This window comes from Methylacidiphilum sp. Yel (assembly GCF_004421185.1).
Classification (GTDB): domain Bacteria; phylum Verrucomicrobiota; class Verrucomicrobiia; order Methylacidiphilales; family Methylacidiphilaceae; genus Methylacidiphilum.
Window position 1 is genome coordinate 1 of the sequence record NZ_LXQB01000028.1, and the last position, 11,382, is coordinate 11,382.

Sequence of the window (11,382 nt, forward strand, 5' to 3'; positions counted from 1 at the left end):
CTCGAATGTCCAGCCTTGCCGGGCACAGAACAGCTCATGAACCTGTTTTTGCCCTTCCAGATCGTCTTTCTAGTCGTGACTGGACACACGGGCATAGGCGGCTATGGTGCGGCCTACCTTCTCCGGCGCATGAAATTGGTCTAGCCGAAGCTGCACAAGATCGTAGCGTCGTCGCCCACCTGCTGTGGGTTCATCGGGTAGGAGATTGTCCTCGCGCTTCCAGAGCCGCAGTGTTTGCGGCGCAACCCCAAAGAATTCGGCGGCCTCTTGAATGCTGACCAGCTTGGGCAACAGGTTTAGAATGTACATTTATGAGAAAGAAAAAGCAACTTGTATAGAAACTGTTCAAGCCCTCCATTCATAATCCAATGATATTTTGAAATGGGTTTTCTCAGCATGAGGGCACAACAAGAAGAAAATAATTTATTTTTTTGTATAGATTCATATTTTGTCTTTTTTTTGCTAATCCAATGGAAAACATTGTTGTTAAAAAGAAGATCGACTATTGTTGAGATCCATGAACGACTATCATACGATTGAGCAAATATATTCTCAACCTCTTGAGGATCTAATCCAGCAGGCATTGCTAGCCAAAAAAACATTTGGGAAAAATGATCTGCAGTTTTGCCAACTTCTTAATATTAAGAGTGGGGGTTGCAGTGAAGATTGCAAATATTGTGCTCAGAGCGCCCATTATCGCACCTCAATTGAAAAAAGTAGCTTGCTTGATGAAGAGACAATTTTTGAAGCTGGAAAGAAAGCTAAGGAAAATGGAGCGACTCGATTTTGTCTGGGAGCAGCTTGGAAAGGCTTATCTCATGAAGAATTAAAAACAAAGCTAATCTGCAAAATTATTTCTAAAATAAGTTCTTTAGGCTTAGAATTATGCCTTTCCCTGGGATTTTTGACAGAAAAAGCTGCTTTAATGTTGAAGGAATCAGGACTCTCCGTCTATAACCATAATTTGAATACTGGCCCTAATTACTATCCCAAAATAGCTACTACACACAGTTTTCAAGAAAGACTCCAAACTATAGAAATAGTTCAAAAGGTAGGGCTAAAACTCTGTTCTGGAGGGATTATAGGAATGGGAGAAAGTTTAAAGGATCGGCTGGAGATGCTCTATTATCTGAAGACTTTACCAGAACCTCCAGAAAGCGTTCCTATCAATGTCTATATGCCAATAAAAGGGACGCCCCTATATGCTTATCAAAGCAATTTTTCCTATATCGATCTGGTTAGAATAATTGCTACGGCAAGGATTCTTTTTCCTACCTCTTGGATTAGACTGGCAGCCGGTAGAAAATTGCTCGATGAGTCCATACAGACTTTATGTTATATAGCCGGAGTCAACTCTATTTTTATTGGAGAGAAACTGCTTACCCAAAACAATGTTCAACTGGAAACCGATCTGGCTTGGCTAAAAAGACTGAACTTACAAAAGGAAGGTTACACAAGACTATACTCCTGATTTTCTATTTTTCTTTTTCCCTCTCTTTTTGTATTTTATTCTGTATTTAAAAGAAACACTATGAAAAAAACCTATGCTCACCCTGAAGTTTTAGTGGAAACTAGCTGGCTACAGGATCATCTTAACGATCCGACAATTAGAATAATTGAAAGTAATGAAGATCCTCTCCTCTACGATACAGGTCACATCCCTAATGCTGTCAATATTGATTGGAGAGCGGATCTAAACGATCCATTAATTAGAGATTATATCTCTGCTGAAAAATTTGCCAAACTCTGCAGCGACAAAGGGATAAGCCCCCAAACCATCTGTATTTTCTATGGTGATAAGTCTAATTGGTGGGCGTGTTACGCCCTTTGGGTATTTCGACTATTTGGTCATACCGCTGTGAAGATTCTCAATGGAGGGAGAGACAAATGGATAAAAGAAGGAAGACCACTCACAAAAGAAAAGCCGACATTTCCTAAAACAGAATATCCTGTTCCATTGAGGCGATATGACTCGGAAATTAGGGCCTTTTATGATGAAGTCTTGCGCTTTTGCAAAGAAAAGAAAGGACCTCTTATTGATGTCCGTTCTCCAGGCGAATACACTGGAGAGCTTCTCCATATGCCTGAATATCCACAGGAAGGGGCATTAAGAGGTGGACATATCCCTGGGGCTAAAAGCGTACCATGGAAAACGGCAGTCAATGAAGATGGTACTTTCAAATCGGCAGAAGAGCTATCGAGGATTTACGAACAAGAATGTGGGATTTCAGATGACAAGGAGACAATTGTCTATTGTAGGATAGGGGAGCGATCGAGCCACACATGGTTTGTTTTAACCTATCTTCTCGGCCATAAAAACGTAAAAAATTACGATGGCTCCTGGACAGAATGGGGTAATCGTGTGGGAGCTCCCATTGAAAGATAAAACCTTATGATTAAATTACGTCAAAAATGGAAGAGTTACCAAAAGCTTTAAAAGACATTATTTCTACTTTCGAAGTTTTAGGAGAAGAAGAAAGACGAGAAATGCTAATTGCTTATAGCGAAGCTGCTCCTCAATTTTCTCCAAAAGAAGGCGAGTCCTATGTTCTTACTGATGTTCGAAAAGATGAAGAATGCACCGATACGGTGGGTGTCTATCTTATTTCCGATGAAGAAGGCAAGGTCAATTTTCGGATACATTTAGGCCCTCATGTCCAAACGCTGACAAAAGCCATGACTTCCATTCTTTGTCAGGGCTTAAGTGGTTCCTTGCCAGAGCAAATCGTCAATATACCAAGTACTTTTATAAGCAAAATTGTTGGCGGAGAGCTCTTCAGGGTGAGGAGTCAGACTGTTTATTATGTATTGGGTAGAATGAAGAGTGCTTGTAAGCAATTAATAAATAAAAAAACGATTGAAAATGGCCAAGTACACTAACCTAACACAATGGATTAGAGAGGCTTATCTAAAGTTCAGTCCAAAAAATACTCAAGATGAAACAAAAGATTCTCTCTGGCGCAGAGGCTGGATTTCCAGTGTTACGAATTGATAGAAAGAACTATAACGATTGTTGGTTTGATACTCTTTCTTCATTTTTAAAAGCCCATCAGCAAACCAATGCTTTTTCTAAAGAAACCTTAACAACGTTTTTTTCTAGAAAAGCTCCAACTCTTCTTTATGACAGGTTTCTTGAGGCATATGGCAAAGATGGAAATAATGAACGACTTTCCGATCTTCCGAGCAATCCTCTATTGCTAGCGAAGTGGTATAGAGAAAGTCTTTTTGAAAGTCTTTTCAAAAGACTAGAAAGAAAAAGGATGCATCATCCAGCGGCCCTCCAAGCTATATGGAAAGAAGCCGTTGGAATTCCTCTGGCGACCTACAGCGAGCTGGTGTCGATTAACGAAGAGAAACAAACCGCTTTTTTTCGTTGTGTTTCTAGTGTGATATCCTATGAAATTACCAAGAATCCAAAGATCATAGAAAAAATAGCTTCGCTTACAGCTAAGCCGATCAAGTTTTTAAAGCTGATTTATTAAGAACAATCTCTGGTTTTTTTCCCCAATGAATCATCACAATTCCAAAAGTCATTGGTACAAAGCCGCAGCCCTCGAATCCAGCGTTCTGAAAAAGGCCTACAAGCTCTTTGGCTTGAGGAAAGTCTACAATCGATTGTGCCAGGTAAATGTAAGCATCTTTTGGAGCCCCTACAAAAGAGGCAAGCAGTGGTATAAGTTTCTGCAGATAAAACAAATAGAAAGGTCTCAGAATAGCCGTAGGCTTAGAAAACTCCAACACGTAGAGGGTACCTCCAGGTCGTAATACTCTTAAAATTTCTCTCAAAGCAAGCATTCGATCTTGGAAGTTTCTAAGTCCAAAGGCAACAGTAACAACATCAAAACTCGATTCGACAAAAGGCAGACTAGAGGCATCAGCTATCAGAAGATTGTCAAGCCCTTTCTCTTTAGCAAGAGCGAGCATTTCTTGAGAAATATCCACCCCATAATATCGAAGGATAGTTGGAGAATTTTTTAGGATAGCCAAAAGAAGATCTCCGCTACCTGTTGCCAAATCCAGTAAAGAGGAAGGTTTCAGGTCTGCTACTTTTCTGGCTAATCTTTTCCTCCACAATACATCGATCCCAAGACTCAAAAAGTGGTTTAAAAAATCGTATCTCCTGGCTACCTTGTCAAACAGTTTTCCTATGGGGTTTTGTTGGGTCATTTGTCTATCCGCTTTTTCAAAATCGTAGAGATAGGATAGATGATAGAGTTGAGTAGAAAAAAGTAAACAGAACAAAATAAATATGTTATGGTAATATAAATATGCAATACCGAATTGATTTCCATTGTCACTCTAGATTTTCTGCAGATGGGGTGTCAGAACCGGAAGCATTGGTCCGCGTTGCAAAAGAAAAGGGATTAAACGGATTTGCTCTCACCGATCATAATACTTCTGCAGGAATTGATTATTTGGAACAAATCGGATTGATAAGAAAAGACGGGTTACCTGTTGATAATTTTCTGATTCTTCCCGGACAAGAAATTACTACCAAAGAAGGCCATCTTCTAGCCCTTGGGATAAAACTACCAGACTTAAAAGGAATTCCTGCAATCGATGCCGTCTCTCTTATTCATTCCATGGGAGGACTCGCCATCGCTCCTCATCCCTTCGATTATTTTCGTGCCGGAATCCGTAAACGGTTTCTGGACAAACTTCCCTTAGATGGGATAGAAGTTTTTAATGCGGCTGTCACTTTTAAAAGATGCAATCAAAAAGCTATGGCTTATGCAAAAGAAAGAAGACTTCCAATGATTTCCGCCAGTGATGCTCATGATGCGGAGGTTATAGGCACAGCATTAACCATTGTAGAAACCGAAGATTTCTCTGTCCAAGGCATTCTTCGGGCTATTCGGCATGGCACCCTATTAGAAAAACGATATATTTCTACAAAGGAAGCTTTAAAGAAAACATGGAATAATGTTTTTCGGTTTAGAAGTAGACATCTCATGACCAAATCGATTGGTAATGATATGTAAAAAGAATAGATAATTTTTCACTCTATAAAGTTCTTCTCCTTATGAGTACGGCATTCATTTCAGTGTATGATAAAACTGGAATCGTCGAATTAGCTAGAGCTTTAAGCCAAGCTAGAATAGACATTATTTCTACAGGTGGAACAGCTCGACTTCTAAAAAATGCTCACATTCCTGTTCAAGAAGTTTCGGATGTCATTGGCTTTCCTGAACTTCTAGGGGGAAGGGTCAAAACGTTACATGCAAAAATTCATGCCGGCATTCTTTATAAAAGAGACGAAGCCCAACATTTAAAGGAAATTGCTGAACTGGGAATTCCTCAAATCCAATATGTTATTGTCAATTTTTATCCCTTTACTACCGCAATAAAAAAAGAGCTGTCGACGGAAGAAATATTGGATTTTATCGACATTGGAGGGTGTACTCTGGCTAGAAGTGCAGCAAAAAATTATCCGCATGTTACCGTTGTTGTGGATCCCACAGATTATTCTGAAGTAATGCATCAAGTGCAGACTATGGGCTCGACCTCGTTAGTCTTGCGCAAAAAACTCGCCTTTAAGGCTTTTAACTTAACCAGTTATTATGACAGCCAGATAGCTCGTTTTTTCCAAGAAAAGTTTCATATCCGCCAGTTCCCACCGGAATCGAGCATCCCTCTTTACGATTATTCTCCATTAAGATATGGGGAGAATCCTCATCAGCATGCTGCCCTTTATGGAGATTTTTGGAATTATTTTCAGCAACTCCAAGGAAAGGATCTTTCTTACAATAATATTCTTGATATTGATGCAGCAGTAAGAACCTTACTTGAATTTCCTGCGGAGAAAGCCGTTGCCGCGATTTTTAAGCACACTTCTCCCTGCGGGGTGGGAATGGGAAATACCGTTACTGATGCCTATCTTAAAGCCTTTGAAACGGACCGAGAATCACCCTTTGGTGGAGTGATTGCCATAAACAAACCACTTGATTATTCTTTGGCACGGCTCCTTTCAGAAATTTTTGTTGAAGTCGTTATTGCTCCAGAATACGAAGACGAAGGATTGAAGCTTTTACAAAAGAAAAAAAATTTGAGGCTAATTCAAGTTTGCTTAGAAAAATTACCCTTCCCTCGTTTTGTTATCCGTTCCCTTTTTGGCAATTCTTATCTTCTTCAGGAACCTGACACTATCCTTCTAGAGCAAGATAAAATAGAAGTTGTTAGTTTAAGGAAACCTACTCAAGAAGAAATCGAAAAGTGTATGTTCGGTCTTAAAGTAGTCAAACATGCTCGCTCCAACGCGATTGTTTTTTCAGATTCCGATAGAACATTAGCAATAGGATCAGGCCAGGCTTCAAGAGTTGATGCGGTAAGGATAGCTATTGAAAAAGCCAAGCGCGAAGGCATATCCTTGAAAGGTAGCGCAATTGCTTCGGATGCCTTCTTCCCCTTTCCAGATGGATTGGAACTAGCGGCAGCCGCTGGAGCATCCGTAGTGATTCAACCAGGAGGAAGCGTGAGAGACAAAGAAGTCATCGAAACTGCTAATAATCATAATATGGCTATGTTGTTCACCCATATCCGCCATTTCTTACACTAATCTTCTAGATTTATACATTGTAAGTCTTTACTTCTAACCTTATCAATATTATTGAATTAAAGAAAACAAATATTCATATAATCAGAATTACATTTTAAGCATAATTTATCAATCATTATATTCCTCTATAAACGTTAGCAATTTGATTTTCAGATAAATTGAAGAAATTTCTTATGATATCTCTGTACTTTATTTTTTCCGTATCATTCAAAGATAAGCAAAAGTCCCTTGCCGCAAAAACATTACCAGGAATTGTAGGAGTATCTCGAAAAAGCTCAGCAGATACTTTAGTGGTATGGTTACTAAATGCAGTGATGCACACTTTCCAATAGTTTCCAACACCGTCCACTAAATAATAATATCTTGTATTTAAAGAAACAACCTCTTGGGGAAGTCGTATACATTTATATCTATTTATAAATTTTCGTTCAAAATCACTGAGGAAAGAATTATATCTAGAATCAATGATTGATAATAGAAAATACTTCTCATTATTACTGCAATTAGACAAAATATAACAATTGTTGCTTTTGGTATTTTTTAAAGTTAGCATTTTTTCAAGTTCTTCCAGAAAGTAAGGTGTCCCATATGCTATATAAGATGCACTCCATAAAAGAAATATCGATAGATGTAAATATTTTATCATAATATACCTCCAACTTTAAGTCTCGAATAAGACAAACAATTTCTAATTGAAATGGAAATGAATATGACAAAGAGCTAGGAGTGTGAAGTTTAAATATACTTTAATGATATTTTTAATTTTGTCAAATATCATTAATTTTAGAACGAGATAGAAAAAAAGGAAGAAAAAGTAAGAAGACAATTGAATAGTTGTCTTCAATAGTTGGCTATCTTATAAAATAATTTATATGTTAGGATTGCTTCTTTTTCTAAAGGAATGTACTCCGTACTTGATAAAGATTAGGAAGACAAAAAAGATCTTTGAAAAGAATATAATTAATTGTTGGATACATGGATTTTAAATAACACACCAAACTTAAAAAAATAATTTCTAAAATTTGGTTTGTGATATCAGAAATAGAATTTTCTGAATCTAAAGCTGCTGTATAGCTCCATCAAAATAAGAAATAGAAAAAAATAGGACCTATACTTCCCACAACTTCAGAATGCCTAGAAGGCATACAACTCCACGCAAAAAAAGCAGATAATTAAATTTAAAACTCTCTTCTTCTCTTTAGGATTCTGTTAATTTCTCTTTGAGATTCCTGTTCTTTTATTTTCTCTCTTTTATCCACTTGACTCTTGCCCGAAGCTATCCCTAGAAGAACCTTGATCTTGCCCCTACGATAATAGAGTTTTAAAGGCACGATGGTTCTGCCTTGTCTAGAAATAGCACCCGCAAGCTCTCCTATTTCTTTTTTATGAAGCAGTAGTTTTCTGGGTGTTTTCGGATCTCTAAGCGCATAAGTAGGGGCTTTTTCATATGGGGAAATATTCATCTGATACAGAAAAGCTTCCCCGTTTTCTATCCTAGCAAAAGCTCCTTCCAAGCTTCCTTTCCCCTCTTTTAATGATTTCACTTCGGATCCTAAAAGAACTATTCCTGCTTCCAAGGTCTTTATGATGTTATAATCTCGCCTTGCTTTCCTGTTGATAACAAGGTCTCTGTCCATATTCTGGAAACTTATGATAAACTAATTGGCGTGTTTTCTTCTTTTGGGTATTCTCCTGGAGCCTTTTCCTCAGTTGCTTCTTCGATGGGTGCCCAACTCAGCCTTCCTTCGGCAATTTCTTTTAGAGCAATTTGCATGAGGTTCCAATGGGGCGAAGTTTCAATGAGAGGCTTTGCTCCTTTGGCAAGCAATCTGACTCTTCTTGAAACCATGTTGACTAAAACTTCAGGAATTTCTACTTTTGCTAAAGCGGCAGATAAGAGTTGATTGATATTTTCTGGAGATGTGTTCATCGTAATTCTCAAAAGTTATTCCGAAAAATATAAAATTCTACCACAATATTCACAGAAAACAAGTGCGTCGGATGCCTTCACTTTCAAGTAGGCTTGTTTTGTCATACGCATATGACAGCCTCCACAAGTTTCATCAATGACAGGCGTAATTGCGCTTCCAGGCTTTGAAGCAGCAATTCTCTGATAGATTTGTAAGGTATTAGGCTCTAGGTGGCTTATATAAGCTTTTCTTTCTTCAAATAATTGGCTAAGAGTCTTTTCCAAATTATCCTTTTGTGCAGAAAGAGTTTCAATTTTCTTTTTTACTTCTACAGCTAAATGATGCAATTGTATGTCTGCTTCCTTATAGGTTTTTGAAATCCCCTCCTTTTTCTCCAACAAGTCTAATGCTTCGTCTTCTAAATCCGAAATTTTTTGGATAGCATTATCAATCTGATGAGACAATGCTTGATATTCTTCATTCTTTCGCGTTGAAAGCTGTTGGATTTTATATTGGTTAATTTTTGATTTTAATTCAGCAATTTCGGCTTCTATCTCCTTTATAGATAAATCAACCTGCAAAAGCTCCTTTTTATTTTGAGCAACCTTCTCTTCTTCAATTTTAAGTTGCTTTTGGATTTTTTCGATTTCTACTGGAATTTTGGCTAGCAATTTACGTATTTCAATAATCTTTTTATCCATCTCCTGCAGCTTTAAAAGAGAAGGGATAGATGGATGCATAGGAATAAAAGTATAGCAACAGAGATAAAGTAATTCCAATAAATATGTAAGGAAAATTCATTTAAAGAAAATTCATTAAAAGGCTCTTAACAAGGAGGCTTTTTTCTTGAGGGAACTTAAAAGATCATTCCATGAATTGACAAATGATTCAGCCCCTTCTTCTTGTAGCTGCTGGCCTAACTCATCAACGCTAATTCCTTGCTGATGATATTGAGCAATAATTTCATCAGCATTCCCGCCATCTCTAGGCAAAACTTCTCCAATCTGCCCATGGTCAGCAAAAGCCAAAAGGGTTTCTTCTGGCATTGTATTAATTGTGTCTGAGGCTACCAAATTTTTAACATAAAGAATATCTGAAGCTTGGGGATCTTTGGTCCCTGTGCTAGCCCATAAGAGTAATTGAGTATTGGCTTTTTTCTGGGCAAGCCGCTTCCACCTTTCCGATTCCAAAACATCTCTGTAAGCTTTATATGTCTTTTTGGCAATGGCTATTCCCAACTGATTTCTTAATGAATCCCCTACCCTATTCATAGTCGCCTTATCCCATCTACTTACAAACAGGGAGGCTACAGAAAAAGCATTTTCCAATGGAAGTCCCTCAGCCATTCTTCTTTCAAGCCCTCTCATGTATGCCTCAGCAGCCTCTAAGTAATGTTGAGGGGTGAAAAGAAGGGTCACATTAATCGGAATACCCTGGAAAATGGACTTTTCAATTGCAGGCAAACCTTCTTTTGTACCAGGAATTTTAATAAAAAGATTTGGTCTTTGAAACATCTGATGCAGTCTTTGAGCTTCTAAAAATGTATTTTGAGCATCATAGGCCAACAAAGGAGAAACTTCTAAAGAAACCCATCCATCTTTGCCAAAAGTGCGTTCATAGATTGGAAGAAACAGGTCGGCTGCTCTTCTAAGATCTTCTATTGCCAGTTGGAAGAACAACTCTTCTCCATCTAATCCCTTATGGGAATACTCAAGGATACTGCGATCATAGAAATGCGATCTAGCAATAGCGTGGTCAAAGATCGTTGGATTGGAAGTCAACCCGGTAACAGAATATTCATCGATGTATTTTTTTAACACTCCTTTATCTAACATTTCTCTAGAGATATTGTCTAGCCATAGGCTTTGTCTTAAATCGTGAAGTTTTTGAGTTGGTTTCATAGGATCAGGCTTATAAGCTCCTTTTTACCTTTTTAAAAAGAAAAAACAAAAGGAATGAAAAATAGTTCCTTTCTATTCTATTTTTTTCATTCCAACCGTTCTGCAAACGCTGACTAACTATTCTTTCATCAGAGAGATTAGTCCATGGGGGTTAGAATTGTCTGCCTGCCTGACATGCGGTTTTTTAGAAAAACGCCAATAGTGCTTGGCGCCATATTTGTTCTAAGGTCAGCACACGCCTAATTCGCCTGTAAAGAAAACCGTGCAGTCAGATTGTTAGCAGGAGGAACCCACCGAAACGGCTAAAGGGCTTAATGTCAAACCTAAGTGGCGAAATAGGTAATAAAGTAATAATACCTTCTTTTCTTGCGCGGTACAGGACTTGAACCTGTGACCCCCACCGTGTCAAGGTGATGCTCTGCCACTGAGCTAACCGCGCAATTTTCTTACATCCATGGTTATGGAGCTCCCTACTTCCATAATGCAGTGCAAATCCCATCTATACATTAAGTTCAGGATATTCCTACCCTAACATTATCTGGGAAACGGCTCCACAAGATATACTGAGTTTTATACGGAAATTGATTGCTGTCAAGCTGATTGCTCCTTCATAAAACAGTTGCAATTTTTTATAATCCGAAAATTCTTTTGGTTTTGGCTTTTACCCAGAGTTTTTAGACTCAGTCTACTTTATGGGTGTAATGGCAAAGAAATAGTAGCCTAGCATGCAGCCGTTTCCTCTTTCTCTTCTTTATACTCCTCTTCTTCTAGCCCATGTTTGGTGAAACTTTTGTAAGGTGCTGATTATCAATGAGCTTTTTTTCAATGTGTCACTATGTGAGGGTTTTAGGAGTTATTTTTGGGTTTCCAAGGCACTAAGCGGCCAACTCGGAGGGCGGAAAGGATCCGGCCGCCCATGTTGGTTCCCCGCCGTGACTCCGCGGTGTTTGGTGCCAGCGATGTCTGCCTCGGGCGTCTTTGGACAGTGCGTAGTGAGTCAGGGCCTCTTCGGGGG

General features: G+C 38.5%; 13 protein-coding genes and 1 tRNA gene. 6 read left to right on the forward strand and 8 right to left on the reverse strand.

The window, feature by feature from the left end:
* Nucleotides 1–69: 69 nt before the first annotated feature.
* Nucleotides 70–309: a MerR family DNA-binding transcriptional regulator gene (locus A7Q09_RS11270; protein WP_208526687.1), complete on the reverse strand. Its 240-nt coding sequence runs from the start codon at nucleotides 307–309 to the stop codon at nucleotides 70–72.
* Nucleotides 310–517: 208 nt separating this feature from the next.
* Between A7Q09_RS11270 and bioB the strand changes: the two genes are divergently transcribed.
* From bioB to A7Q09_RS05145, 4 genes are read left to right on the forward strand one after another with little or no spacing between them, the layout of a single operon-like run.
* The gene (gene bioB, locus A7Q09_RS05130) at nucleotides 518–1,471 is read left to right on the forward strand and encodes a biotin synthase BioB (protein WP_134390234.1); all 954 of its coding nucleotides are present in this window, start codon (nucleotides 518–520) and stop codon (nucleotides 1,469–1,471) included.
* A gap of 60 nt (nucleotides 1,472–1,531) precedes the next feature.
* Nucleotides 1,532–2,386 (forward strand): sulfurtransferase, encoded by an 855-nt coding sequence (locus A7Q09_RS05135; protein WP_134390224.1) that lies wholly within the window; start codon nucleotides 1,532–1,534, stop codon nucleotides 2,384–2,386.
* A gap of 26 nt (nucleotides 2,387–2,412) precedes the next feature.
* Nucleotides 2,413–2,880, forward strand: coding sequence for a SufE family protein (locus A7Q09_RS05140; protein ID WP_134390225.1), 468 nt, complete (start codon nucleotides 2,413–2,415; stop codon nucleotides 2,878–2,880).
* Nucleotides 2,881–2,936: 56 nt separating this feature from the next.
* Complete coding sequence (locus tag A7Q09_RS05145) at nucleotides 2,937–3,482, forward strand: hypothetical protein (protein ID WP_134390226.1); 546 nt, start codon at nucleotides 2,937–2,939, stop codon at nucleotides 3,480–3,482.
* On the opposite strand, the gene ubiE is transcribed toward A7Q09_RS05145, so the two are convergent.
* Nucleotides 3,457–4,242, reverse strand: a complete 786-nt coding sequence (ubiE, locus tag A7Q09_RS05150) for a bifunctional demethylmenaquinone methyltransferase/2-methoxy-6-polyprenyl-1,4-benzoquinol methylase UbiE (protein WP_244228541.1) — start codon at nucleotides 4,240–4,242, stop codon at nucleotides 3,457–3,459. The two genes, A7Q09_RS05145 and ubiE, sit on opposite strands and share 26 nt — an antisense overlap.
* Before the next feature lie 26 nt (nucleotides 4,243–4,268).
* Between ubiE and A7Q09_RS05155 the strand changes: the two genes are divergently transcribed.
* Together A7Q09_RS05155 and purH are read left to right on the forward strand one after the other, a co-directional pair.
* Nucleotides 4,269–4,982 (forward strand): PHP domain-containing protein, encoded by a 714-nt coding sequence (locus tag A7Q09_RS05155; RefSeq protein ID WP_134390227.1) that lies wholly within the window; start codon nucleotides 4,269–4,271, stop codon nucleotides 4,980–4,982.
* A 41-nt stretch (nucleotides 4,983–5,023) separates the two neighbouring features.
* Nucleotides 5,024–6,556 (forward strand): bifunctional phosphoribosylaminoimidazolecarboxamide formyltransferase/IMP cyclohydrolase, encoded by a 1,533-nt coding sequence (purH, locus tag A7Q09_RS05160; protein ID WP_134390228.1) that lies wholly within the window; start codon nucleotides 5,024–5,026, stop codon nucleotides 6,554–6,556.
* Between the two features lie 115 nt (nucleotides 6,557–6,671).
* Here the strand turns inward: purH and A7Q09_RS05165 are convergent, their stop codons facing one another.
* The 6 genes from A7Q09_RS05165 to A7Q09_RS05190 form a co-directional block, all read right to left on the reverse strand.
* Nucleotides 6,672–7,202 (reverse strand): hypothetical protein, encoded by a 531-nt coding sequence (locus A7Q09_RS05165; RefSeq protein ID WP_134390229.1) that lies wholly within the window; start codon nucleotides 7,200–7,202, stop codon nucleotides 6,672–6,674.
* A gap of 532 nt (nucleotides 7,203–7,734) precedes the next feature.
* Nucleotides 7,735–8,193, reverse strand: a complete 459-nt coding sequence (gene smpB, locus A7Q09_RS05170; protein ID WP_134390230.1) for an SsrA-binding protein SmpB — start codon at nucleotides 8,191–8,193, stop codon at nucleotides 7,735–7,737.
* An 11-nt stretch (nucleotides 8,194–8,204) separates the two neighbouring features.
* Nucleotides 8,205–8,486, reverse strand: coding sequence for a DNA-directed RNA polymerase subunit omega (locus A7Q09_RS05175; protein WP_134390231.1), 282 nt, complete (start codon nucleotides 8,484–8,486; stop codon nucleotides 8,205–8,207).
* A 15-nt stretch (nucleotides 8,487–8,501) separates the two neighbouring features.
* Nucleotides 8,502–9,206: a zinc ribbon domain-containing protein gene (locus tag A7Q09_RS05180; RefSeq protein WP_134390232.1), complete on the reverse strand. Its 705-nt coding sequence runs from the start codon at nucleotides 9,204–9,206 to the stop codon at nucleotides 8,502–8,504.
* 75 nt (nucleotides 9,207–9,281) lie between these two features.
* Nucleotides 9,282–10,367: a transaldolase gene (gene tal / locus A7Q09_RS05185; protein ID WP_134390233.1), complete on the reverse strand. Its 1,086-nt coding sequence runs from the start codon at nucleotides 10,365–10,367 to the stop codon at nucleotides 9,282–9,284.
* Between the two features lie 367 nt (nucleotides 10,368–10,734).
* Nucleotides 10,735–10,806 (reverse strand) — tRNA-Val (locus A7Q09_RS05190).
* Nucleotides 10,807–11,382 lie beyond the last annotated feature (576 nt).

Excerpts from the sequence above, each read along its gene's own strand:
- A7Q09_RS11270 (WP_208526687.1), bottom strand. The coding sequence starts at position 309 with ATGTACATTCTAAACCTGTTGCCCAAGCTGGTCAGCATTCAAGAGGCC.
- bioB (WP_134390234.1), top strand. The coding sequence starts at position 518 with ATGAACGACTATCATACGATTGAGCAAATATATTCTCAACCTCTTGAG.
- A7Q09_RS05135 (WP_134390224.1), top strand. The coding sequence starts at position 1,532 with ATGAAAAAAACCTATGCTCACCCTGAAGTTTTAGTGGAAACTAGCTGG.
- A7Q09_RS05140 (WP_134390225.1), top strand. The coding sequence starts at position 2,413 with ATGGAAGAGTTACCAAAAGCTTTAAAAGACATTATTTCTACTTTCGAA.
- A7Q09_RS05145 (WP_134390226.1), top strand. The coding sequence starts at position 2,937 with ATGAAACAAAAGATTCTCTCTGGCGCAGAGGCTGGATTTCCAGTGTTA.
- A7Q09_RS05155 (WP_134390227.1), top strand. The coding sequence starts at position 4,269 with ATGCAATACCGAATTGATTTCCATTGTCACTCTAGATTTTCTGCAGAT.
- purH (WP_134390228.1), top strand. The coding sequence starts at position 5,024 with ATGAGTACGGCATTCATTTCAGTGTATGATAAAACTGGAATCGTCGAA.
- A7Q09_RS05165 (WP_134390229.1), bottom strand. The coding sequence starts at position 7,202 with ATGATAAAATATTTACATCTATCGATATTTCTTTTATGGAGTGCATCT.
- smpB (WP_134390230.1), bottom strand. The coding sequence starts at position 8,193 with ATGGACAGAGACCTTGTTATCAACAGGAAAGCAAGGCGAGATTATAAC.
- A7Q09_RS05175 (WP_134390231.1), bottom strand. The coding sequence starts at position 8,486 with ATGAACACATCTCCAGAAAATATCAATCAACTCTTATCTGCCGCTTTA.
- A7Q09_RS05180 (WP_134390232.1), bottom strand. The coding sequence starts at position 9,206 with ATGCATCCATCTATCCCTTCTCTTTTAAAGCTGCAGGAGATGGATAAA.
- tal (WP_134390233.1), bottom strand. The coding sequence starts at position 10,367 with ATGAAACCAACTCAAAAACTTCACGATTTAAGACAAAGCCTATGGCTA.